At 44.3% G+C, this 22983-nt stretch carries 15 protein-coding genes and 1 pseudogene; 10 read left to right on the top strand and 6 right to left on the bottom strand.

From position 1 onward, the window contains the following. Nucleotides 1-63: 63 nt before the first annotated feature. Nucleotides 64-2346 (bottom strand): class 1a ribonucleoside-diphosphate reductase subunit alpha, encoded by a 2283-nt coding sequence (gene nrdA / locus RH85_RS04140; RefSeq protein ID WP_006710942.1) that lies wholly within the window; start codon nt 2344-2346, stop codon nt 64-66. 451 nt (nt 2347-2797) lie between these two features. After that, the gene (gene ubiG / locus RH85_RS04130) at nt 2798-3511 is read right to left on the bottom strand and encodes a bifunctional 2-polyprenyl-6-hydroxyphenol methylase/3-demethylubiquinol 3-O-methyltransferase UbiG (protein WP_006710940.1); all 714 of its coding nucleotides are present in this window, start codon (nt 3509-3511) and stop codon (nt 2798-2800) included. 279 nt (nt 3512-3790) lie between these two features. On the opposite strand from ubiG, the gene gyrA reads away from it, so the two are divergent. From gyrA to RH85_RS04100, 6 genes and pseudogenes are all read left to right on the top strand, one after another. After that, a complete protein-coding gene (gyrA, locus tag RH85_RS04125; protein ID WP_006710939.1) occupies nt 3791-6448 on the top strand; it encodes a DNA topoisomerase (ATP-hydrolyzing) subunit A in 2658 nt (885 codons plus the stop codon). A 294-nt stretch (nt 6449-6742) separates the two neighbouring features. Continuing rightward, on the top strand, nt 6743-7372 hold the full coding sequence (locus RH85_RS04120) for a LysE family translocator (RefSeq protein WP_039948552.1): 630 nt from the start codon (nt 6743-6745) through the stop codon (nt 7370-7372). 68 nt (nt 7373-7440) lie between these two features. Then, complete coding sequence (locus RH85_RS04115; RefSeq protein WP_006710937.1) at nt 7441-7695, top strand: hypothetical protein; 255 nt, start codon at nt 7441-7443, stop codon at nt 7693-7695. 249 nt (nt 7696-7944) lie between these two features. Then, a pseudogene (locus tag RH85_RS04110) lies at nt 7945-9817 on the top strand (methyl-accepting chemotaxis protein). Nucleotides 9818-9992: 175 nt separating this feature from the next. Then, entirely contained in the window at nt 9993-11534 is a 1542-nt protein-coding gene (locus tag RH85_RS04105; RefSeq protein ID WP_006710935.1) for a YjjI family glycine radical enzyme, read from the top strand. Nucleotides 11535-11539: 5 nt separating this feature from the next. Beyond that, nucleotides 11540-12436, top strand: a complete 897-nt coding sequence (locus RH85_RS04100) for a YjjW family glycine radical enzyme activase (protein WP_083824843.1) — start codon at nt 11540-11542, stop codon at nt 12434-12436. Nucleotides 12437-12461: 25 nt separating this feature from the next. Here RH85_RS04100 and RH85_RS04095 read toward each other — a convergent pair whose 3' ends face one another. The 4 genes from RH85_RS04095 to RH85_RS04080 all read right to left on the bottom strand — a co-directional run bounded on the left by RH85_RS04095 (nt 12462) and on the right by RH85_RS04080 (nt 16300). After that, a complete protein-coding gene (locus tag RH85_RS04095; protein WP_006710933.1) occupies nt 12462-13370 on the bottom strand; it encodes a LysR family transcriptional regulator in 909 nt (302 codons plus the stop codon). 169 nt (nt 13371-13539) lie between these two features. Next, nucleotides 13540-14643, bottom strand: a complete 1104-nt coding sequence (locus RH85_RS04090; protein WP_006710932.1) for a phosphoribosylaminoimidazolesuccinocarboxamide synthase — start codon at nt 14641-14643, stop codon at nt 13540-13542. Between the two features lie 283 nt (nt 14644-14926). Then, entirely contained in the window at nt 14927-15322 is a 396-nt protein-coding gene (locus RH85_RS04085) for a SulA-like leucine-rich domain-containing protein (protein ID WP_006710931.1), read from the bottom strand. Between the two features lie 246 nt (nt 15323-15568). Beyond that, nucleotides 15569-16300, bottom strand: a complete 732-nt coding sequence (locus RH85_RS04080) for a glycerophosphodiester phosphodiesterase family protein (RefSeq protein WP_006710930.1) — start codon at nt 16298-16300, stop codon at nt 15569-15571. Between the two features lie 615 nt (nt 16301-16915). On the opposite strand from RH85_RS04080, the gene RH85_RS04075 reads away from it, so the two are divergent. The 4 genes from RH85_RS04075 (at nt 16916) to RH85_RS04060 (ending at nt 22859) form a co-directional block, all read left to right on the top strand. Then, nucleotides 16916-17887, top strand: coding sequence for a TAXI family TRAP transporter solute-binding subunit (locus RH85_RS04075; RefSeq protein WP_006710929.1), 972 nt, complete (start codon nt 16916-16918; stop codon nt 17885-17887). A gap of 146 nt (nt 17888-18033) precedes the next feature. Next, nucleotides 18034-20622: a TRAP transporter permease gene (locus tag RH85_RS04070; protein WP_006710928.1), complete on the top strand. Its 2589-nt coding sequence runs from the start codon at nt 18034-18036 to the stop codon at nt 20620-20622. A gap of 179 nt (nt 20623-20801) precedes the next feature. Further along, nucleotides 20802-21467 (top strand): response regulator transcription factor, encoded by a 666-nt coding sequence (locus RH85_RS04065; protein WP_006710927.1) that lies wholly within the window; start codon nt 20802-20804, stop codon nt 21465-21467. A gap of 3 nt (nt 21468-21470) precedes the next feature. Continuing rightward, complete coding sequence (locus tag RH85_RS04060) at nt 21471-22859, top strand: sensor histidine kinase (protein WP_006710926.1); 1389 nt, start codon at nt 21471-21473, stop codon at nt 22857-22859. Nucleotides 22860-22983 lie beyond the last annotated feature (124 nt).

The raw sequence follows: 22983 nt of genomic DNA, 5'->3' as shown, positions 1-22983 counted from the left end.
CCCTCGAATTTCAAGGGGCATATGTTCGTTAAAATAAATGTTCTATTGCATTGCTGGGTAAGATTAGATCTTACAGCCGCCGCCTTCACAATCTTCTTCTACAGGTTGTACTGCATCTTTCTGATCGTCTTTCGCGCCATCGCGAGTGTTATGGTAGTAAAGCGTTTTTACGCCATATTTGTACGCGGTCAGCAAATCTTGCAGCAACTTAGTCATCGGCACTTTACCGCTTTCAAAACGGCTTGGGTCGTAGTTAGTGTTAGCCGAAATCGCTTGGTCAACGAATTTTTGCATAATACCCACTAGGTGCAAGTAGCCATCGTTTGAACCGATGTTCCAAAGTAGCTCGTAGTTGTTTTTCAGGTTAACGAAATCAGGCACAACCTGCTTCAAAATACCGTCTTTTGAGGCTTTTACCGAAACATAGCCACGTGGAGGCTCAATACCGTTGGTCGCGTTTGAGATCTGAGAAGAGGTCTCAGATGGCATTAGCGCAGTTAGGGTAGAGTTACGTAAACCGTGAGTCATGATCTCTTGGCGCAGTTCATCCCAATCGTAGTGCAGTGCTTCATCACAAATAAGATCGATATCTTTCTTATAAGTGTCGATAGGCAATAGACCTTTCGCATAGTTTGTTTCGTCAAACAGCGGGCACTTGCCTTGTTCTTTCGCTAAGCCAACAGATGCTTTCAATAGATAGTATTGAATCGCTTCAAACGTACGGTGAGTTAGACCGTTCGCGCTGCCGTCTGAGTATTTCACACCATTCTTCGCTAGGTAGTATGCGTAGTTGATAACGCCCACACCCAAAGTACGACGGTTCATGGTTGATTTGTAAGCCGCTGGTAGCGGGTAATCTTGGTAATCAAGTAGTGCATCTAAAGCGCGAACAACAAGCTCAGACAATTCTTCAAGATCATCAAGCCCATTAATCGCACCTAGGTTAAATGCAGACAGTGTACAAAGCGCGATTTCACCAGAGTCGTCTTCTACGTTAACCAAAGGTTTGGTTGGCAGTGCAATCTCTAAACATAGGTTTGATTGGCGAATTGGTGCGACTTCAGAATCAAACGGACTGTGAGTATTACAGTGGTCAACGTTTTGAATATAGATACGACCGGTCGAAGCGCGCTCTTGCATTAGCAAAGAGAACATTTCGATCGCTTTTACGCTCTCTTTTTTGATCGCTGGATCATTTTCGTACTGGACGTATAGACGCTCGAATTCCGCTTGGTTTTCGAAGAACGCATCGTATAGGCCTGGAACATCAGATGGCGAGAATAGTGTGATGTTGCCACCTTGAACTAGGCGTTGGTACATCAGCTTGTTCAGTTGTACACCGTAGTCCATATGACGAACACGGTTCTCTTCAACGCCACGGTTGTTCTTTAGAATCATTAAAGAACGAGCTTCACCGTGCCACATTGGGTAGAACACAGTTGCCGCGCCACCACGAACACCACCTTGAGAACAGCATTTAACCGCTGTTTGGAAGTATTTGTAGAACGGGATACAACCGGTATGGAACGCTTCACCGCCACGGATTTCAGAACCGAGCGCACGAATACGACCCGCGTTGATACCAATACCAGCACGTTGAGAAACGTAACGAACAATTGAGCTTGCCGTTGCGTTGATTGAATCTAGGCTATCACCACACTCGATAAGAACACATGAGCTGAACTGACGAGTAGGGGTACGTACACCAGACATGATCGGTGTAGGTAAAGAAATTTTGAATGTTGAAGTCGCATCGTAGAAACGCTTAACGTAGTCAAGACGAGTTTCTTTAGGGTAGTTAGCGAACAAACAAGCAGACACCAAGATATAAAGGAACTGCGCACTTTCATAGATTTCGCCAGATACACGGTTTTGCACGAAGTATTTGCCTTCGAGCTGTTTTACCGCCGCGTATGAAAAGTCAAGATCGCGAGTGTGCTGAAGGTAAGCGCCAAGCTCATCAAGTTCTGCTTTGGTGTAATCTTCTAGAATGTGGCTATCGTACTTGCCCATATCGACAAGACGAGAAACATGGTCGAATAACGCTGGTGGCTCATATTGACCATACGCTTTTTTACGTAGGTGGAATACGGCAAGACGAGCGGCTAAGTATTGATAGTCTGGCGTTTCTTCAGAGATTAAGTCGGCTGCAGACTTAATGATGGTCTCGTGAATGTCAGATGTCGTGATGCCGTCATAAAACTGAATGTGAGCTTTCAGTTCTACCTGTGAAACTGAAACGTTATCTAGGCCTTCTGCTGCCCATGTAATAACACGGTGAAGTTTCTCTAGATCAATGTTTTCTTTGCGGCCATCGCGCTTGGTGACGGTGAGTTGTTGGTTCATTCTGATTCTTTTCCCTAACAAAACTGATTAAAGCCGAATTTTCGTGTAGTTGTTGTAAAATCGTGTTCGGCTTTGCGAGCAAAATCTATCTATATATTGTAGTGCAAACACAAGATATAGGGGTAATCTTGTCTGCGGGTTACAAGATAGTGCTATTGACACTTCTTTTCAAGTTGAAGATCTTGGATGACTTGTGGATAACTGACAAAATCAAAAAAAACAGTAAGTGGATACTAACTCATGAAATTAGGTGGGATTTGACGGTAGAAAAATACTGTTTTTGAATCGGTTTAATCTTAACCTTAAACAAAAATAAATATCTTGATCTTCGAGAAAAAATGAAAGTGATTTTACTGCTGTACAAAGTGGAATCGGTCGCACGAAAAATATGCAAAATTACTCAAAAAAGGCGGACATTTTGTGCGGCCGCCTCAAATTGGTCAATCGTTCGTCAGGCGCCTGTTTTCCGCGTATGGACGATGTAATTGACATCAACATTTTGGCCGAGCTTGTAACGCCCAGTCAGTGGGTTGTAATGCAGGCCTGTGATGCCCAATTCAATAAGATCGGTTTGATCGATCATTTTGATCATTTCTGAAGGGCGAATGAATTTTTCATGGTCGTGAGTGCCATCTGGAACAATTTTCAGTAGTTTCTCAGCGCCGACAATCGCAAACAAATACGATTTAATGTTGCGATTGAGGGTAGAGAAGAAAACATGACCATCGGGTTTAACCAGTGCAGCACATGAACGAATAACCGATAATGGGTCAGGAACGTGTTCTAGCATCTCCATACAAGTCACTACATCATAAGTGCCTGCATGCTCAACCGCGTGGTCTTCAATCGTGCTACGGATGTAATCCAGCTTAGTGCCTGTTTCAAGTGCATGCAGTCGTGCAACTTCAAGCGGCTCTTTGCCCATATCTAAGCCGGTTACGATAGCGCCTTCACGCGCCATGCTTTCTGCAAGGATGCCACCACCGCAACCCACATCAAGAACCTTCTTACCAAATAGACCATCAGCACATTCCATTACATAATTCAAACGCAACGGGTTGATTTGGTGTAGAGGTTTGAATTCACCTTCTAAATCCCACCAGCGTGACGCCATCTCTTCAAACTTTTTGATCTCGCTCGGATCTACGTTTTGTGTTTTTGTCATAATCCATCTATCTATTTGGCAAACTTCGCTTGGCATTATAGCGACAAAATGTTCGCTCTCCATAGGCAAAGCGAGTTTTCTCGAATATTGCTGAAAATATAACCACTAATCAGCAGGATATATGCACTGTGTGCAAATTCTCGACAGTTGAATCACAACAAAGCTCACAACCTGATAAAAGGAGAGGGAAAGTGATGCCGAAGTGACGATTTATATGTTATATTTTTGCACCTTACACGAATCGTATTTACGATCTGAAAATAGAGGGATAATGGCTCTATGAGCGATTTAGCTAAAGAGATCACGCCCGTAAACATTGAAGATGAGCTTAGAGGTTCATACCTCGACTACGCGATGTCAGTTATCGTCGGTCGTGCTCTTCCTGATGTGCGTGATGGCCTAAAACCAGTACACCGCCGCGTTCTATTCGCGATGAATGTACTAGGCAACGATTGGAATAAACCATATAAAAAATCTGCCCGTGTTGTTGGCGACGTAATCGGTAAATATCACCCACATGGTGATAGTGCAGTATACGAATCGATTGTTCGTATGGCGCAGCCGTTCTCACTACGCTATATGCTAGTTGACGGTCAAGGCAACTTTGGTTCAGTCGATGGCGATTCAGCAGCGGCAATGCGTTACACCGAAGTTCGTATGTCAAAAATCGCCGGTGAGTTGTTGACGGATCTTGATAAAGAGACCGTTGATTTCGTACCTAACTATGATGGCACTGAACAGATCCCAGCGGTTCTACCGACAAAAATTCCTAACCTATTGGTAAACGGTTCATCCGGTATCGCAGTAGGTATGGCAACAAACATTCCTCCGCATAACCTGACGGAAGTGATTGACGGCTGTTTGGCTTACATCAATAACGAAGACATCACGATTGATGAGCTGATGGATTACATCCCAGGCCCAGACTTCCCAACAGCTGCACTTATCAGTGGCCGTAAAGGCATCATCGATGCTTATAAAACGGGCCGTGGTAAGATCTACATGCGTTCAAAAGCGGAGATTGAAACTGAGAAAAATGGTCGCGAAACCATTATTGTCAGCGAAATTCCGTACCAAGTGAACAAAGCTCGCTTGATTGAAAAAATCGCAGAGCTTGTTAAAGATAAGAAAGTTGAAGGCATCAGTGCACTGCGCGACGAATCTGATAAAGATGGTATGCGTATTGTTATTGAATGTAAGCGTGATGCAGTGGGCGAAGTGGTTCTAAACAACCTATACGCACAAACTCAGCTGCAAACGACTTTCGGTATCAACATGGTTGCGTTGGATCACGGCCAGCCTAAGCTATTCAACTTAAAAGAAATGTTGAAGTGCTTTGTCGATCACCGTCGTGAAGTTGTAACTCGTCGTACTATCTTTGAATTGAAGAAAGCACGCGAACGCGCTCATATCCTAGAAGCACTTGCTCTTGCACTAGCGAATATCGATGAAATCATCGAGCTGATTCGTAATGCAGCAACACCAGCAGAAGCGAAAGCGGGCCTAATTGCACGTGGTTGGGATCTTGGTAACGTTGCAGCAATGCTTGAAAGTGCCGGCAACGATGCTGCACGTCCAGATTGGTTAGAGCCAGAATACGGTATCCGTGACGGTCAATACTTCCTCACTGAAACCCAAGCGCAAGCTATTCTAGAACTTCGCCTACACCGTCTAACCGGTTTAGAGCACGAGAAGATTTTAGACGAGTACAAAGCACTACTAGAAGAAATCGCTGAGCTAATGCATATCCTTGCAAGCACTGAGCGTTTGATGGAAGTGATTCGTGAAGAGCTTGAGTTAGTACGTGAAGCTTACGGCGATGCTCGTCGTACAGAAATCACTGCGGCAAGTCATGATATCGACATGGAAGAGCTTATTGCTCGTGAAGATGTTGTGGTAACGCTTTCTCACGAAGGTTACGTTAAGTACCAAATCCTAAGCGACTACGAAGCTCAGCGTCGTGGTGGTAAAGGTAAGAGTGCAACTAAGATGAAAGAAGAGGATTACATCGAGCGTCTGCTTGTTGCTAACACTCATGACAACATCTTATGTTTCTCTACTCGTGGTAAGACGTACCGTCTGAAAGTATATCAATTGCCTCTAGCAAGTCGTACTGCTCGTGGTAAGCCTATCGTTAACATTCTTCCTCTAGAAGATGGCGAGCGTATTACGGCGATTCTACCAGTGTCTGAATTCAGCGCTGAGAAGTTCATCTTTATGGCTACTGGTGACGGTACTGTTAAGAAGACACCTCTGAACCAGTTCGCTAACGTTCGTGCAAACGGTCTAATTGCGGTTAATTTACGTGATGATGATTCTTTGATTGGCGTTGACATTACCGATGGTCAAAGCGACATCATGCTGTTCTCTAAAGCGGGTAAAGTTGTTCGCTTTAGCGAAGATAAAGTACGCGCCATGGGCCGTACAGCATCAGGCGTGCGTGGCATGCGTTTGGCGGGTGATGACCAAGTTGTGTCTCTGATTGTTCCTTCAAATGAAGGTGACATCCTAACAGTGACACAAAATGGTTACGGTAAGCGTACTGAGCTTGCTGAGTACCCAACCAAAGGTCGTGCGACTCAAGGTGTTGTCTCTATCAAAGTTTCTGAACGTAACGGCCCTGTAGTTGGCGCTGTTCAAGTAGAAGAAGGCGATGAGATGATGATGATCACTGACGCAGGTACGCTTGTTCGTACGCGCGTTGCGGAAGTAAGCCAAGTAGGCCGAAATACCCAAGGTGTGACTCTAATCCGTACAGCAACTGATGAAAACGTAGTTGGTCTGCAACGTATTGATGAAGTTGAAGAATCTGAATTGCTTGAAGGTGAAGAGGGTGAAGTTGCAGTAGCAGCGACATCGGAAACAGCGCCACAAGCAACAGATATTGAAGCAAGTGATTCAGTTGATGATGCAGCAGAAGATGACTCTGAAGAGTAATCTCTAAGCGTAAATAAGAACCGAGCCTAAGGCTCGGTTTTTTTATGGCTGGAATATATCTAGATCAAAACTTCGGTGGTTGTGGCCTCAGGGAAAAGTAACGATTGCTGCTTTTCAAAGCGTTACCCACCATACTTATCGTATGGCGTCTTTAGACCAATGGCCTATGGACAAACGATTTAGAATTTGTTGAATTGAAAGGGCATCACAGGAAGTAATGCAAAGACTAACAGGGAGAGAGTTATGCCATCATCGTCAGAGTTTATTGACAGCCTATTTATCGTCAGTTCAGTCATGAGCTTAGATACATGGGCATTATATTTTGTTGCGATCCTCATTTTAACAGCATCTCCCGGGCCAAGTTCATTACTCTGTATGACCAAAGGAGTAACACATGGTTTTCGCATTGGTATCTATACCGCGTTGGGCAGTTTAGTGGCGATTACGATTATCTTAACCTTGTCGTTCACAGGCCTTGGTTTAATTATCGCGTCATCTGAACTCACGTTTAATATTATTAAGTATACAGGCGCTGCGTACTTGATTTATCTGGGTATCAAGGCGTTTGCTTCTAAAGAGCGCGAGTACCAACTGCAAGAGGATGCCTCAGATTCTGTTCAAGCACCTTTGAAGCATTTCTTTTCCGGTTTCATCGTTGGTAGCAGTAACCCTAAAGCGATTTTGTTTTTTACCGCATTGTTCCCTCAGTTTATTGATCCGACCGCGCCGTTACTGGCTCAATATCTGATTTTCACTGCTACTTTTATGCTGATGGAATTTTCATGGCTCGCGGTTTATGCCAAGTTGGGCGCTAAATCGTCTAATTGGTTGTTTGCAAAGGGTAGAGCGAAACTGTTTAATCGTATTACCGGAGGGGTGTTTATCGGTGCGGGAACCTTGCTGTCTACAGCATCAAAAGCTTAACTGATTCGCAATGATGGTTTATTAACTCTGCTACGCTCGCATCGTAACTTCTTTATTAGGAGCGGACTATGCCTAACGGGCAGTTAACAGAAATGGCCATGTCGATCTATTTGGTGTGGCTGATCGCTCTCATTATTGCTTATCCTTTTATGTTGGTCACTGCGCAGATCATTACCTACGGAGAATACAATAAGAAACGCTATACCAAGCGCATCAACCTTCTCTGCGCCGCTGCTTTTATGATTCTCTTAGTGCTCCACCTGCAAACCGAGGTTTTTTACGGTAAGGAACTGTTAGATTGGTTAAACACCAGCGCAAATTAGCTGCTTAGGCGGACAGCTTGTAGTAGTGAGTTGTTTTTAGCTTTTAACCTATATTTCATCACGTTGTACTCTCTTCTTTATTCTCTTCCTCTTTTTCTATATTGATATGGTTGCGTATAGGCTCGCAGAATTGTTGATAGAAACAATTTGTTGCAATACTCCGTGCAACTAACTGTTTTTACCACTAAAATTCGCCCTCGAAGTTCTGTTATCTTCCTCGCAAATTTTCATCAATAGAAGCAAAATTATATGAACCTGTCACTAAAACAAAAATTGATTGGTGCAAGCCTGTTAGCGGTCATGCTAATGGCGAGTGCACTGACTTGGCTTTCTGCTGATCAGCTATATCAGCAAACTCGCAATGGTATGTATTCCCGTGCGGAAAGTTTATCAAATACGGCTGCGGTTGGTATTTCTGACTGGATTAGCATTCGTCGTGATATTGCTTCCTCTTTTAATCAACACAGTACACAAGCCGACGTTGTTCCCTTTTTGAAGTAAGCACGAGTGGCGGGTGGCTTTGATGATATTTTCTTAGGAACGCCAGCGGGTAATATGTACCGTTCCCATCCAGAACGTAATCGTGCTGATTACGATCCTCGTACTCGCCCTTGGTATATTGATGCGAACAATGCGGGTCGCCAAATTATTACGACCGCATACCAAGATGCGATTACTGGCGCGCTACTGGTTTCAATTGCTGAGCCGGTGACGGTTAATGGCACAAAAGTTGGTGTGGTTGCGGCAGATGTCTTGCTGGATCAGTTGATTGATGACGTGATCAGCTTAGATGCGGGTAAAAATGCCTACGCAATGCTTATCGATAAGCAAGATGGCACACCCAAATAAGAATTTGCTATTAAAGCCTGTCACCGCGCTGTCACCTCAAATGACCTTGTCGGTTATCGAAGGTTTAGCTAATAAAGGTGATATTGAAATCGTAGAAAAAGATGGTGTTGAGAAGCTCTATTACTTTAAAAATGTCCCGAATACCGATTGGATGTTCGCGATTGAAATGGATCGTGAAACAGAGCAAGCAGGCCACAGTGACTTGTTGCAAGAGCTGATCCTGACCGCGCTAATGATCACTGCATTTGTTGCTTTTGCTGTGTCATGGCTGGTGAGCTTCCTTTTCCGCGATCTTTTGCGCGTATCAAAAGCACTGGATGAAATCGCGTCTGGTGATGCAGATCTGACTCAGCGCCTGGTACCACATAGCCAAGATGAAGTGGGTCGTTTGGCGATTAGCTTCAACACCTTTGTCGGCAATATGCACCAGATGGTGACGACTTTGAGCAGTGTTTCAACGGCGCTAAATGGTCAAGCAAGCGATACAGCAAAGCAAGCTGAAGATCGTCGAATTCGTATTCGTACTCAGCAAGATGAAATCAATATGGTCGCGACAGCGATCAACGAGATGGCTGCGGCGACACAAGAGATTGCCGGCAACGCAGAAAATACTGCGCAAAATGCAACAGAAGCAGTCGGTGCGTGTACTCACGGTAGTACGCAAGTGACACAAACTCAAAGTTCAATTCAAAACCTAGCGCAAGAAGTTGTCGTGGCGACAGAAGTGATTCAAGAGCTTGAAAGCCATGGTCATAGCATCAACTCAATCTTGGCGACCATTCAGGGCATTGCAGAACAAACCAATCTGTTGGCATTAAATGCCGCCATTGAAGCGGCACGAGCGGGTGAGCAAGGCCGCGGCTTTGCTGTGGTTGCAGATGAAGTGCGAGTGTTGAGTCAGCGCACTCACTCTTCAACGCAAGAGATCCAGCAAATGATTGAAACGCTGCAAGCAACAACGGCGCGTGCCGTGAACATCATGGGTGATAGCCGTATGTTGGCTGATACCAGCGTAACTGATGCGGATTCAGCGGCAGTAAGCTTGGCACAAATTCATACCACCGTGGAATCAATCAGTGATATGGCAACCCAAATTGCGTCGGCGGCAGAAGAACAAGCGTCAGTGACTTCAGAAATCACGCGTAATACGGTTGGTATTCGTGACGTTTCATTTGAGTTGGCTGAAGAGGCCAATATGGCTGCGGAACAAGCGGTTAAATTATCCAATTTATCTCAGGAACTAGAGAATGAGATCCGTCGCTTTAAGCTGTAATTAAGCGATATTCTACAACCAATCGAGCCCGGTTTAATCACCGGGCTTTTTACTATTCGGTCAATATCATTTTTGTTTTTCATGTTTCCATAATGGAAAAGTGTATTTCATCTAATTTCAATTGTGGACATCATTGGTGCGGGATAAAATCCATGAAAATTATAAGGAATAGACCATGTCCAACACTCTTAATGCTTTTCAACAACGTATCCACTCAATCGTTACGGATGCGAATCTTAACCCTAAGCAAAAGAACCAGTTTTTAGCTTTAGAAGCGGAAGCGAATTTGCCTTATATGCCAATCTCTACTGAGGTTGCTAAAGCAATGGAAGAGGGTGTGTTGTGTGACATGTTTGAAGGTCATGCACCGTTTAAACCTCGTTATGTATTGCCTGATTACGCGAAATTCCTACAGCAAGGCTCTGAGTACCTTGAGCTTGCGGCAGCACAAGATTTTGATGATGCGTTGAATCTATTAACCATTATCTACCATCACGTACCGTCAGTAACCAATATTCCGGTTTACCTTGGTCAATTAGATGATGTGTTGATGCCGTTTGTTGGTGATCTGAGCGACGAACAAATTTACACCAAACTAAAACGCTTCTGGATTATGTTGGACCGTACGTTACCAGATGCATTCATGCACGTGAACATCGGCCCTGCAGACAATATTATTTGTCGCACTATTTTGAAAGTCGACGCTGAGCTAAAACAGATCGCACCAAACTTAACCTTTATGTACGATCCTGCTATCACGCCAGATGACTTGTTACGTCAAGCCGCATCGAACATTTGTGAGTGCAGCAAACCTCATATTGCTAACTACCCAATCCACGCTCAAAGCTATGGTGATAAGAAGTTTGGTATTGTAAGTTGTTACAACTCGCTGCCACTGGCAGGTGGTTCAAATACTCTTGTTCGTATGAACCTGAAAGAAGTGGCAAAAGTATCAGGAAATAGCGAAGATTTCCTAGCGAACGTACTGCCAAAATACTGTGCGTTAATGATTGAGTTAATGGATGCGCGTAGCAGCCATCTGCACGAAAACTCAAACTTCTTTAAAGGCTTCCTAACGCAAGAAGGCCTAATTGAAGAGTCTCGTTTTGCGCCGATGTTTGGTATTTACGGCATGGCAGAAGCGGTGAATATCCTGATTGAAAAAGAAGGTAATGTTGCTCGTTATGGTCAAGATGAAGCGGCTAATCAAATGGGTCACCGAATTTCAGCTAAGTTGGCTGAAATCGTAGATAACTCACCGGTAAAATACGGACTAGAAGGCCGCGCGTTGCTCCATGCTCAAGGCGGTATCAGTCTTGATGAAGGCGTGACTCCGGGTGTGCGTCTACCTTACGGTACAGAGCCTGATCCAGTGAGCTATATTCAGGCAAACGCGGCTCATCACCAATACTACACGTCAGGCATTAGCGATATTCTAACCATTGATGAAACGGTTAAATCAAACCCTGAAGCGATGTTCAATTTATGTAAAGGTGCATTGGCTCTGGGTTACCGCGAGTTTACAGCCAACGTAGCATCAAATGATTTAGTACGCGTAACAGGTTACATGGTTAAGTTGTCTGACATCGCTAAATTCTCTGAGTGTGGTTCGCGTACCAATACGACTGGCTTAGGTGCAGAAGCGGCTGAAAGAACGGGTATCTTAGACCGTGCTCCACGAGTGGTGAGCATGGAAATGTCTCCAACTTACCGTTAATCACGATGAGTCACACGTTCAACAAGTCGGCAATCGTTAGTCGTATTTTGAACTTCTCTTGTGTGGATGGACCAGGCAATCGCCTGGTCATTTTCCTTCAAGGCTGTAACTTCAATTGCCTAAATTGTCACAATCCCCATACCATCAATTACTGTAATCATTGCGGCGATTGTGTTGATGGTTGCCCTACAGGGGCGTTGACGTTTAGCACAAGCGAACTACACGGCCTAAAACCTAAAGTAATTTGGGATGAAGCCAAGTGTACTCATTGCGATCAATGCGTCGATATCTGCGATAATAAGTCGAACCCGAAGGTTAAGCATTACACCGTTGAGCAAATGCTAGCGATCATTCGCAAGCAGCAATTTTTCATCAGTGGCATTACGATTTCTGGCGGAGAGGCGACAGTACAACTGCCGTTTATCATCGAGCTATTTAAAGCGATTAAGGCTGATACGGATCTACAACATCTCAGCTGTTTTATTGATAGTAATGGTTATTTGGGCGCGACCGGTTGGCAGAAAGTAATGCCTTATATGGATGGCGCGATGATCGACCTCAAAGCATGGCAAAACGACACGCATTTATGGTTGATTGGCCGTGACAATCACAAAGTGATCGCTTCGATTAAGTTGTTGGCTGAGGCAAACAAGTTACATGAACTTCGCTTACTGCATATTCCTGGTAAAAGTGATTTAGATTGTGAGATTGAAGCGGTATCTCAACTCATTAGTACTTTGTCGACCGATGTTATAATCCGTTTGAATGCGTTTCAGCATCATGGTGTGATTGGTGAGGCATTGACGTGGGATAAGTGCAGTGAAGAGCAAATGACGGTGTTCCATCGGGCATTACAATCACGGGTCGCGCATACATTGCAGTTACCCCGTGTTTATATGTGATGGTGTTTGTCCGTTTTTACTAACGCTAGCCGAGTAATTTTGCGTGCAGCCATTGTAGCGCTGGGTCGTTCAAACTTACTTCATTCCAAACTAAACTATAAGCCACTTTGCCATATTCAAATGGCAGTGGCTTTTGCACTAACCCTTGGGCTTGAAACGCTTGTTGTGCCCATCTCTTCGAACACGTCAGCAAATGCATCGAGTGATGACACATAACGGCTGCCGCTCCAAAATCTGCTACTGACATCGCCACATTTCTCGTGCCATGCTGCTGCTTAAGGTTCTGTTCAAAGTAGGGCTCTGACAAGTCGCGGTCTTGAATTCCGATGTGCTGGTAGGCAAGGTAATCTGTGATGGAAAGATCCCTCTCAGCAAGTGGATGAGCAGGGTTCATCAAACACACCATCTCATCACTGAGTAACTGTTGCCACACCAACTCACGACTGGTCGTCGGCGGCTGGCTAATGTCATGCGGTAAAATCATAAAATCGACTTGGCCACGGATCAGTGCCTCAAAACTCATTTGTTCTTTCGCATAGACATTAATTTGATTGGCCAGCGGCAATCGCTCGCGGATCAGACTAATTTTATCGGCAAATAGTTCAAAGGTACTCTCTCGCATAGAGAGCGCGATGGAGCCATTAAACTGCTCAGGCTTAAATTCCCCTTGATGCAGGATGCCATTCATACTGGCTAATATTTTATGGATTTGTGCTGCAATACCAAGCGCGAAGGGGGTTGGAACGAGCTGTGAACCGTCACGGTAAAACAATTCATCATTTAACTGTTCGCGCAATTGCGCCATTGTTTTACTGACACTTGATGGTGTGACACATAGCGTACTGGCAGTGGTAGTAACACTGTGTGTGGTTAACATCACGTGCAACACAGTTAAGTGCTTTAGGCTGATGCGAGAAAGGGCAATAAAATCCATAAGTAGCGACAAATAGGCAGCAACAAGTGGCTATTATAGACTGAAGTGCTGTTGAGGAAGAAGCGCTAACGTGTCTATCTCGTGGATAGTGGCTCGGCAAACAAAAACGCGCTTGGATAAAAGCGCGTTTGAGATACTAGAATCTCGACTAGGCAGCGGTGAAACTGTCTTAGTCAATTAAACCATATTGGGAACCAAGAATATCAATGATTTCTTGCTTAGGATTATCACTTAACTCAATCGCTCTACCGGTGATCTTCTCAGCAATAGCAATGTAAGTTTTAGAAATATCCATTAAAGCGTCAAGCGGCAAAATGTTGTCACGGGCGAGTGCTTCACGTTCTGGCATGCGCTCTTTGTTTAACAAAATATCGGCGTCAGGGAAGTGATTCAGCAAGAATTGGCGGAAGCCTTCTTTCGAATTTTCGACTATTTTTCCTTGTTGGTAGGCTTGCTTATCCCAGATGCGAGAGGAATCGGGGGTACCAACTTCATCCATGTAGATCAGTTTCTCATTGCCTGCTGCATCGTTGACATAACCAAATTCAAATTTGGTATCAACGAAGATTTGCTCAACCTCTGATAGCGCCTTGCTAATCACGCCAAAGCCTTCGCTTAGCAGTTTTTCATATAAGGCGATGTCGTCAGCCTTGCTAAAATTAAATGCAGCAAAATTGTCTTCAATGTTCTTGCGGGTAATGTTGACATCATCTGCTTCAGCCACACCAGGAATTCCTTTCAAAATACCTTTGGTTGAAGGTGTCATGAGTAGGTCTGGTAACGCTTTATCTTTTTCAAGTCCGTCTGGTAATTGAATACCACAGAATTCGCGTTCACCTTTGCTATAGGCACGCCACATAGAACCAGTAATGTATTGACGACAAATCGCTTCAATCATGATTGGTTTCGCTTTTTGTACGATCCAAACCAATGGGTGCGGAATATCAAGGATATGACTATCTGCCAAACCATTATCTTTAAATAGCTTAAACCAATGGTTAGAAATGGCGTTTAAGGCGGCACCTTTACCCGGCACACCTTTAAGGCCGCCTTCACCATGCCAAATACAATCGAACGCTGAGATGCGATCGCTGATCACCATGATAGCAAGTGGGGCATCAGGGGCAACATCGTAGCCTTTCTCTTGAATAAGACGTTGGCTATCTTGCTCTGTTAACCAATAGACAGAGCGAACTTTGCCACTGTGAACCGGTTTATTAGTGCGAATAGGGAGATCGTCGTTTACGGCGAGGACTTGATCTGCGAGGCTCATGAGACATTCCTATCGTTTACATGAAAGAGAGTTTATCCGTTTGAATGGCATCATACCCAGAATTGAGATTCGCCGCCAGATAAAAAGCAAACGTTTGCGCAAAAATTTAATATGACCTCTCTACAGCGGGAAAGATGAGAAAGAATTAAGATTAATAGGTGAATTGAGCGGGAAGAGAAGGTAAGAACAAAGGGGTATCGAAATAAGAAGGATCTTTCAGGCTCAAATAAAAAGCCTCTCAAATTAGAGAGGCAAAAGGCAATGCTGTAAATCATCGAGCTTATTAATGATACTGGTTTACTCTGCCCTCGACGAAAAAGACTTCACAGCCATGGGATAGGGCTAAATCTTGCAATTGTAATTTGTTAGCCTGATCGATTTGGTTTGAGGCAACGACAGCACTCGCATTGCCTGATTGAATTGCTTTAATCACAATTTCCACTTCGGTTTGAGTGTTAGAGGATTTCAATTGAATGATCTTTTGGCAACTCACATTAGAAGCAGAAAATTGCGCATGATCAGGGCGTGGACATTGCGCGGTAAAAAATATCCACTGCTGCTGCATAGAAAGACCAGCCAAACGATCCAAGATAGAGTCTGCAATGTTCATTGGCTGCGTAGGTTGCGCCAGTACATTGTACTTAGAGTAAGTGTGACTGTGTGCTTGTGTATGAATCATAATAACTGTCCTTATATACATGCTGTACGCTTATACAGTAGTTATTTTGCGCGTATGGGTCAAGTATTATGTTCGATTTATAGACGCTTTTTTTATGCGATCAATGATGAGTTTTTATTTAATTAAATAAAAATCAGTGGCTTATGTTTAATTTTTACTAGAGGGCATGAGGATAAGAATGTGATGAGTAACACATTCATATCCTGATCTTATACAGCAGTTTTATATAGTCGCTGTATATGGTCGCTATGCCAGCAGTGATGAGTGGCTTGTTAAGAAGCGCTGCGGAAAATCACTGAAGATAGCATCGACGCTTTGTAGATGGGTTAGCTGATGTGGATTATTCACGGTGAAGCACCAAACTTGATATCCAGCTTGTTGTAAGGCAGCGATTTGTTTTTTATTGGTTGTACGAGCATTTAGGTTACATGCTACTGCGTCAATTTCTGCCAGTAATAGCCAATCTTGTTTTGAGAGTTTTTCACTTAACACCGCAATTGGATAGCCAAGATGTGCTTGGTGGACCTCCCTCAAGGTTTGGTGATCAAAACTGGAAATCAAAATTCTTTCCGCTGGAAGGGCGACCAGTTCGAGTTGGCGTTTTAATTCTTTGATGACGGGTTCAAAGTTTTGCGTGTCAATTTTAATTTCGATATTCAGGCCAATCTTGAGTGGCTGAATTAAACGCAATAGTTGCTCTAGCGTGAGGATTGGCTGCGAATTAAATTGCGGCGAAAACCAAGCGCCAAAATCAAACTGCTGTAATTGCTCTAAGGTATAGCTGTCTACTCGGCCATAGCCATTGCTACAGCGATCAATGGTGTGATCGTGGCACACGACCAATTGATGGTCTTGTGTCGGTTGAATATCAACTTCAATCCATTCTAAGCCCATATCTATTGCTGCTTGAATACTGGCAAGGGTATTTTCTGGGTATTGGCCGGCAACGCCACGGTGGCCAACAATTGTGAGCGTCATGGTAAACCTATATTTATGATTTGGGTGAATTCTATTTTAGATCGAATAGGGCGCTATCGATATGATTTATCCATTTGGTTTTGTCGATACATGAACGATATAAAAGCGGGCTGGATTACACGATTGTTTAAATTCGATTGAATTATCACCATATGCAACTTAGTTAATTCGTGGGTAAAGCATGAGGTAGATCAAAGTTTAGTTTCTTCGCTAATGAGATTTCGTTGCTACAAGAATAATCAATTTTTATCCCTTCAAAACAGATACTTACCAGGTTTTTGTTACAAAAAACCGTTTTATTTCATGAAAGTAATTCTTGTTGATTATCACCAGTTGAGAATTGGTGCTTTTTTGTCTGGCTGACAATTCTTTTTATTGTGTTAATTTTTTGTTGGCAAGGTGATGTGCAATGGTTTCAATTTAAAGCTTATAAATGGCGTTAAATTTTATTTATCTAGCCATTTTGCATTATTTAAGTCTGCCTTGATTGGTTAATTGAGTTGTTTAACCTTTGTTTTGTTTGGTGGTTAGATGATTCGGAGTAGTAATTGATAAGTCCATGGAAATGAGTGTGTATGCATAAATTCTCATTGGTGCTTTAGAAGGAATTTTCGAATGAAAGGATTAACTCTTGCCTCTACGTGTGCGTTGGCATTAAGTGGTTTCTCATTTGCTGGGAATGCTCAGGCGGCGGAAGAATACATCACCATCGGTACCGGTGGCCAGACAGGTGTTTATTACGTAGCAGGGCAATCAATTTGTCGCTTCGTAAACAGAGGCGGTGACGAACACAACATTAAGTGTAATGCGCCTGCAAGTGGCGGTGGCGTGGCTAACGTCAACGGTTTACGTAGTGGTGAATATAACTTCGGTATTATGCAATCCGATCACCAATATAAAGCTCTAGAAGGTGTTGCTCCGTTTCAAAATAGTGAGCCAATGACTGATATTCGCGCCGTCTTCTCACTGCAAAGTGAAGTGTTTACCATTTTAGCGCGTAAAGATGCAGGCATTGCCAACCTAGATGATTTGAAAGGCAAACGAGTCAACATCGGTAACCCTGGTTCTGGCCAGCGTGATACGTTTGAACAGGTAATGGAAGTCAAAGGTTGGGAACCGTCAGTCTTTAGCTTGGTGGCCGATTTGAAACCGGCAGAGCAAGCTTCAGCGATGAGTGATAATAACATCGATGCCATGAGTTACTTTGTAGGCCACCCAAATGGGGCAATTCAAGAAGCATCGACCACGACAGATGCAGTATTGGTTGCAGTAACTGGTCCAGAAATCGACCAACTTTTAGCAGATAAAGCCTACTTTACTAAAGCGGTGATCCCAGGTGGCATGTACCGTGGTAATCCCGACGACACGCCGTCAATCGGTGGTAAAGCGGTTCTATCAACGACAGTAGACACCGACCCTGAGTTGGTTTACCAACTGGTTAAATCGGTCTTCTCCAATATTGATCGCTTCAAGCGTCTTCACCCTGCATTTAAAGATTTAAAAGAGAGTGAGATGATCGAAGTTGGTTTGTCAGCTCCGTTACATGAAGGTGCGGTGCGCTACTACAAAGAACGTGGTTGGCTGTAAATTCGATCACGATAATAATCTTCCTCATGCCATGACACTGTTGATGCATGAGGAATGCCGTTTCCCCTTTTTAACTAAGCCTTACCTTGGTGATTTACGTAAGGCTTAGTCTTTTTACTTTGTATTACAATAATTAGAGAATAACTATGGATAAACCGATGTCTACCGCGACACAAGCGACGTCGGCTGAAGAGTTGATCGCCCAGGATGTAGGTGCGCGACTGCCAGGCGGCATTATGGAGAAATCTATAGCATCCTTGGCACTACTTTGGTCACTATTCCAACTTTGGATCGCTTCGCCGTTACCGTTTATCGTGGGCTTTGGTGTCATGAATGACACAGAAACCAGGGCGATTCATTTAGGTTTTGCCTTACTACTTGCTTTCCTCGTTTTCCCTGCGTTTAAGCGTTCCCCGCGTGATCGTGTTCCTGTCAGCGATATTGTCTTTGGCTTAATTGCCTGTGCTTCATCCTTGTATTTGTTTGTGATGTACGAAGCTCTCGCTCAGCGTCCAGGCACATTGACCACGGGTGATTTTGTCACTGCGCTGATTGGCTTGCCATTATTGTTGGAAGCGGCGCGACGTGTACTTGGCCCAGCGCTGCCGATTATTGCAATAGTGTTTGTCATTTACAGCTTGGCTGGACCATGGATGCCGGGCATTTTATCCCATCGTGGCGTTCAACTGGATGCGCTGGCAAACCATCAATGGATCACCACCGAAGGTGTGTTCGGTATTGCTTTAGGTGTATCGACAAGTTTCGTGTTCTTATTTGTGCTGTTTGGGGCGCTATTAGAGCGAGCTGGGGCGGGGCACTATTTCATCCAACTAGCGTTTAGTATGTTAGGTCATTTGCGCGGCGGACCGGCGAAAGCGGCGGTGGTTGCATCGGGTCTAACGGGATTGATCTCGGGCTCATCGATCGCTAACGTAGTGACCACCGGCACGTTTACTATCCCTATGATGCGTAAGGTTGGCTTTAGCGCCGAAAAAGCGGGCGCAGTCGAAGTGGCCTCATCGGTGAATGGTCAAATCATGCCTCCGGTTATGGGGGCGGCCGCGTTTTTAATGGTTGAATACGTCGGAATCCCTTACGTTGAGATCATCAAACATGCGTTTTTACCCGCAGCGATTTCCTATATAGCCTTACTCTATATCGTACACCTTGAAGCATTGAAACTCGGTATGGAGCCACTTGAAACGGCGCAATCGAAACCTTGGTTAGTTCGCTTAACGGGTTTTGCGTTTGGCGTTACTCTCGTGAGTGGATTGTCGATGGCCGTCTATTATGGTCTCGGTTGGCTAAAACCAATGTTAGGTGACTACGCCTTGCAGGGTGTCGCGGTTTTGCTTGCGATAAGCTATTTAGGCTTACTGCGTATTGCGGCGAATAATGAACCTTTGCCAGCAGAAGACCCAAATCAGCCTCTAGACCAACTGCCAAATACTCGCCACGTTTTGCTCTCTGGTTTGCACTATCTACTACCAGTGGTGGTTTTGGTGTGGTGTTTGATGGTAGAGCGTTTGTCTCCTGGATTATCAGCATTTTGGGGCTCAGTAATCTTGGTTGTGATTGTGCTAACTCAACGTCCATTGCTCAATTGGATGCGCAAAGATGGTAAGCATGATTACGGTAGTTTTAAAGAGGGTTGTACTGACCTACGTGAAGGGTTAGTTGCTGGTGCGCGTAATATGATTGGCATTGGCATTGCAACCGCGACGGCCGGTATCATTGTTGGTGCGGTTTCTCAAACGGGCGTGGGCTTAGTGCTGGCGGATCTCGTCGAGATGCTATCAATGGGCAACTTATTATTGATGCTATTGCTCACGGCGGTGCTTAGTTTAATCCTGGGTATGGGGCTGCCCACTACGGCCAATTACATTGTGGTCTCAAGTCTGTTGGCTCCGGTCATCGTGACGCTAGGTGAGCAGCATGGTTTAATTGTGCCATTGATCGCGGTGCATTTATTTGTATTTTACTTCGGCATTATGGCCGACGTAACGCCCCCGGTTGGTCTTGCTTCTTTTGCCGCAGCTGCAGTATCGAAAGGTGATCCGATCAAAACGGGGTTAACCGCCTTTTACTACAGTTTACGCACGGCGGCTTTACCTTTCTTATTCATTTTCAACACCGATCTGCTTTTAATTGATGTCGATTGGGCGCACGGTATTGCGATCTTTATTGTCTCAACGGTGGCGATGCTAATTTTCGCTGCCGCAACGCAAGGCTGGTTCTTAACACGTAATAAATGGTACGAGGGCGTGTTATTGCTTTTAGTGGCCTTTACTTTGTTTAGACCGGGTTATTGGGTTGATTTGGTGGTTGATCCTTATCAATCAACCAGTCCAAAAGTGATGACTCAAACCTTGGAGTCGCTTGAACCAGGTGATGTGCTACGCATGCGAATTAGCGGAGAAGATAGTGTTGGTAAGATGCGTGAATTTTCCGTGCTACTTGAAGTGCCTGAAGGGGATACGGGCCAAGACCGATTAGATGCACTCGGTATCGAAACGTATCAGCAAGATGAGCAAACACTGATTGATATCGTCGCCTTTGCGAGTCCTGCAGAAGCGGCTGGTTTGCAATTTGACCAACAAATTGTCGATGTCAGAATCACTGTTGAGCGGGTACGGAAAGAGTGGATGTGGATACCAGCGCTATTGCTATTTGGTTTGGTGGTCGTCATGCAACGCCGAAGAGTAGCCAAGCAAGAGCATGTCGCGATGGCGTAATCACGCTCATTAAATCAATCGAAAACCCGGCTTGTCCGGGTTTTTTGTGTTTGCGTGAAACAAAAAACATAGTGAAGATGGAAGCACAGCAGAGAACAACAAGTAATTCGCCACAATTACTTGTACTGATAATAATTGAGATTTAGAATCGCATCCTTCATCGTTGTGAAAGAATAAAAATGTCGAAAATTTTGGTCGTTGATGATGATATCGAACTGTGTGAGTTGATATCAGAAGTATTAACGTTAGAAGGTTATCAAGTAGAGTGCGTTCATTGTGGTGAAAGCGCTTTACACTATATTGAAAAACATCCGGTGGACCTTGTTTTGCTGGATGTCATGTTGCCAAAATTAAGTGGATTACAAGTTGCACGCCGAATCTGTCAGCGCTTTGCAACGCCTATCTTGATGCTAACGGCACTCAACGATGAATCTTCAATGCTGGATGGTTATCAAGCTGGCGCCGATCAATATGTCGCTAAACCGTTTAAAGTGCCTGAATTACTGACACGAATTAAAGCGATTTTTCGCCGTGTGGGTTTAGAAAAACAGCGTCAAAGTTATTGTGCTGATCCCCATGGTTTTTCTGAATCCGTTTCAGGTTTACCGTTTACCGGCACAGAAGCGGATCTACTCAACTATCTAATGCGCAATGAAGGGGTGGTGATTTCAAAAGCACAGTTACAAATCGAAGTGCTGAAGAAAGAGTTGAGCCCTTTTGACCGAAACTTGGACATGCATATCAGCAATGTTCGCCGCAAACTAGTTGAGGCGGGCATGTCAAAGCAGCATATCAAAACAGTTAGGGGGCGCGGTTATAGTTTTGTCGCCAGCATTCAGGAGTAATTGATGAAACTGAAATGGTCGCAGATAATTGCAAACCGCAAAGGCAGTTTAGCGTTTCAACTGTTTAGCTATATGTCTGCGGTAGTGCTGAGTATCTTGCTATTGCAAGGGATTACTGAGCAAGCCTTAATTCGTACTGTGTTAGTACTGCCAGATTCAGTCAAAACTGAATTGCGCGATTTGGCCTCTCAAGCCAATGTCATGATTGGCGAAGGTGATATGAATGAATTGGCCGACTGGGCCAATGCTCAACCTTACTACTTGTTTGTTTTAGATAAAAATAATCAACCGATTACGCATCGAAAAATGCATCCGCATTTTGCCTTCAAATTGAAGTTTCTACGTCAGTTAGACCAGATGATGGGCGATAGAGTGACTAAGCCATTGATAGGTCAGTCGCTGGACGGCGGTCATACGCTAGTGGTTCAACTGCCAAGTCAAATGCATCCAGCCCATCGTTTTATAAGCTACCTAGCGATTAGTAAATTTATCATCGCCTTTTTCATTTTGGCGCTGTTTTCGCTTATTTTAGCGCGTAAGTTACAGCAGCCACTTGATCGTCTTAGAGAGGCAAGCCACCGCGTTGCTCGAGGAGACTTTAAAGTGAAGGTGGTGGCTGAGTTGAAATCGAATACACGTGAGTTTAATGAATTGGCTGAGGATTTTGATCAGATGAGCATCCAGATCCATTCGTTAGCTGAAAAACAAAAGCGGCTTATTCGGGATGTTTCCCATGAGCTCCGTACGCCATTAGCTCGCCAAAATTTGGCACTGCACCTTTTAAAACACAAAGTCCCCGAGAAAGATCGAGAATTGGTTGAACGCGTTGAGCGTGAAGTGGAGGAGATGGATTCTCTGGTGGCCGAAATTCTCACTTTTAGCCAGCTCGAAAATTCTCGTTATGAAGTGAATCTAAAGCCGGTGTGTTTAGAAAGTTATGTCGGCTCCCAAGTTAGGCAAAGCCAATTTGCTCTTGGAGCGGAGCAATATTTAAACTTTGTTCCCAGCCATCTTGATCAGCAAGTTCTTGCGGATGAGCGATTGGTGGTTCGCTGTGTAAGAAATCTGATCACCAATGCAACGAAGTACGCCGGAGAGAAGGCGACAATTGAAGTGTTGATTTATGGACTTCGTCAAGAAGAACAAGAATACAGTGTTGTAGCCGTGCAAGATGACGGTAAAGGTATTCCGGTTAATCGTCTGGGGGAAATTTTTCAGCCTTTTACACGTCTTGAATCCGCACGAGACAAAAAGTCAGGTGGCTATGGGCTAGGGCTTGCCATTGTGAAGGAAGCGATGCATTTAATGCAAGGCAGAGTCCAAGCTTCCAATCGAAGTATCGGTGGTTTGAGAATCGAACTACTTTTCCCAATACAGAAAACGCGCCAATAGGCGCGTTTTTTTATGTCTCATCGTGAGCATATTCGGCACTGATTAGTGAAATGATCATTATTGTTATCAGAAATATTTTGCTGACAAATGCAAAGAATGTAAATTTCAATGCAAATGATAGTGA

Origin of the sequence: Vibrio ichthyoenteri ATCC 700023 (assembly GCF_000222605.1) — a bacterium.
GTDB classification, from domain to species: domain Bacteria; phylum Pseudomonadota; class Gammaproteobacteria; order Enterobacterales; family Vibrionaceae; genus Vibrio; species Vibrio ichthyoenteri.
The sequence above is the reverse complement of the archived record's forward strand: the minus strand, read 5'-3'. Positions and strand labels throughout refer to the sequence as shown.

Excerpts from the sequence above, each read along its gene's own strand:
- RH85_RS04075 (WP_006710929.1), top strand. The coding sequence starts at position 16,916 with ATGAAAGGATTAACTCTTGCCTCTACGTGTGCGTTGGCATTAAGTGGT.
- RH85_RS04070 (WP_006710928.1), top strand. The coding sequence starts at position 18,034 with ATGGATAAACCGATGTCTACCGCGACACAAGCGACGTCGGCTGAAGAG.
- RH85_RS04080 (WP_006710930.1), bottom strand. The coding sequence starts at position 16,300 with ATGACGCTCACAATTGTTGGCCACCGTGGCGTTGCCGGCCAATACCCA.
- nrdA (WP_006710942.1), bottom strand. The coding sequence starts at position 2,346 with ATGAACCAACAACTCACCGTCACCAAGCGCGATGGCCGCAAAGAAAAC.
- ubiG (WP_006710940.1), bottom strand. The coding sequence starts at position 3,511 with ATGACAAAAACACAAAACGTAGATCCGAGCGAGATCAAAAAGTTTGAA.
- RH85_RS04120 (WP_039948552.1), top strand. The coding sequence starts at position 6,743 with ATGAGCTTAGATACATGGGCATTATATTTTGTTGCGATCCTCATTTTA.
- RH85_RS04090 (WP_006710932.1), bottom strand. The coding sequence starts at position 14,643 with ATGAGCCTCGCAGATCAAGTCCTCGCCGTAAACGACGATCTCCCTATT.
- RH85_RS04060 (WP_006710926.1), top strand. The coding sequence starts at position 21,471 with ATGAAACTGAAATGGTCGCAGATAATTGCAAACCGCAAAGGCAGTTTA.
- RH85_RS04100 (WP_083824843.1), top strand. The coding sequence starts at position 11,540 with ATGAGTCACACGTTCAACAAGTCGGCAATCGTTAGTCGTATTTTGAAC.
- RH85_RS04105 (WP_006710935.1), top strand. The coding sequence starts at position 9,993 with ATGTCCAACACTCTTAATGCTTTTCAACAACGTATCCACTCAATCGTT.
- RH85_RS04065 (WP_006710927.1), top strand. The coding sequence starts at position 20,802 with ATGTCGAAAATTTTGGTCGTTGATGATGATATCGAACTGTGTGAGTTG.
- RH85_RS04085 (WP_006710931.1), bottom strand. The coding sequence starts at position 15,322 with ATGATTCATACACAAGCACACAGTCACACTTACTCTAAGTACAATGTA.
- RH85_RS04115 (WP_006710937.1), top strand. The coding sequence starts at position 7,441 with ATGCCTAACGGGCAGTTAACAGAAATGGCCATGTCGATCTATTTGGTG.
- RH85_RS04095 (WP_006710933.1), bottom strand. The coding sequence starts at position 13,370 with ATGGATTTTATTGCCCTTTCTCGCATCAGCCTAAAGCACTTAACTGTG.
- gyrA (WP_006710939.1), top strand. The coding sequence starts at position 3,791 with ATGAGCGATTTAGCTAAAGAGATCACGCCCGTAAACATTGAAGATGAG.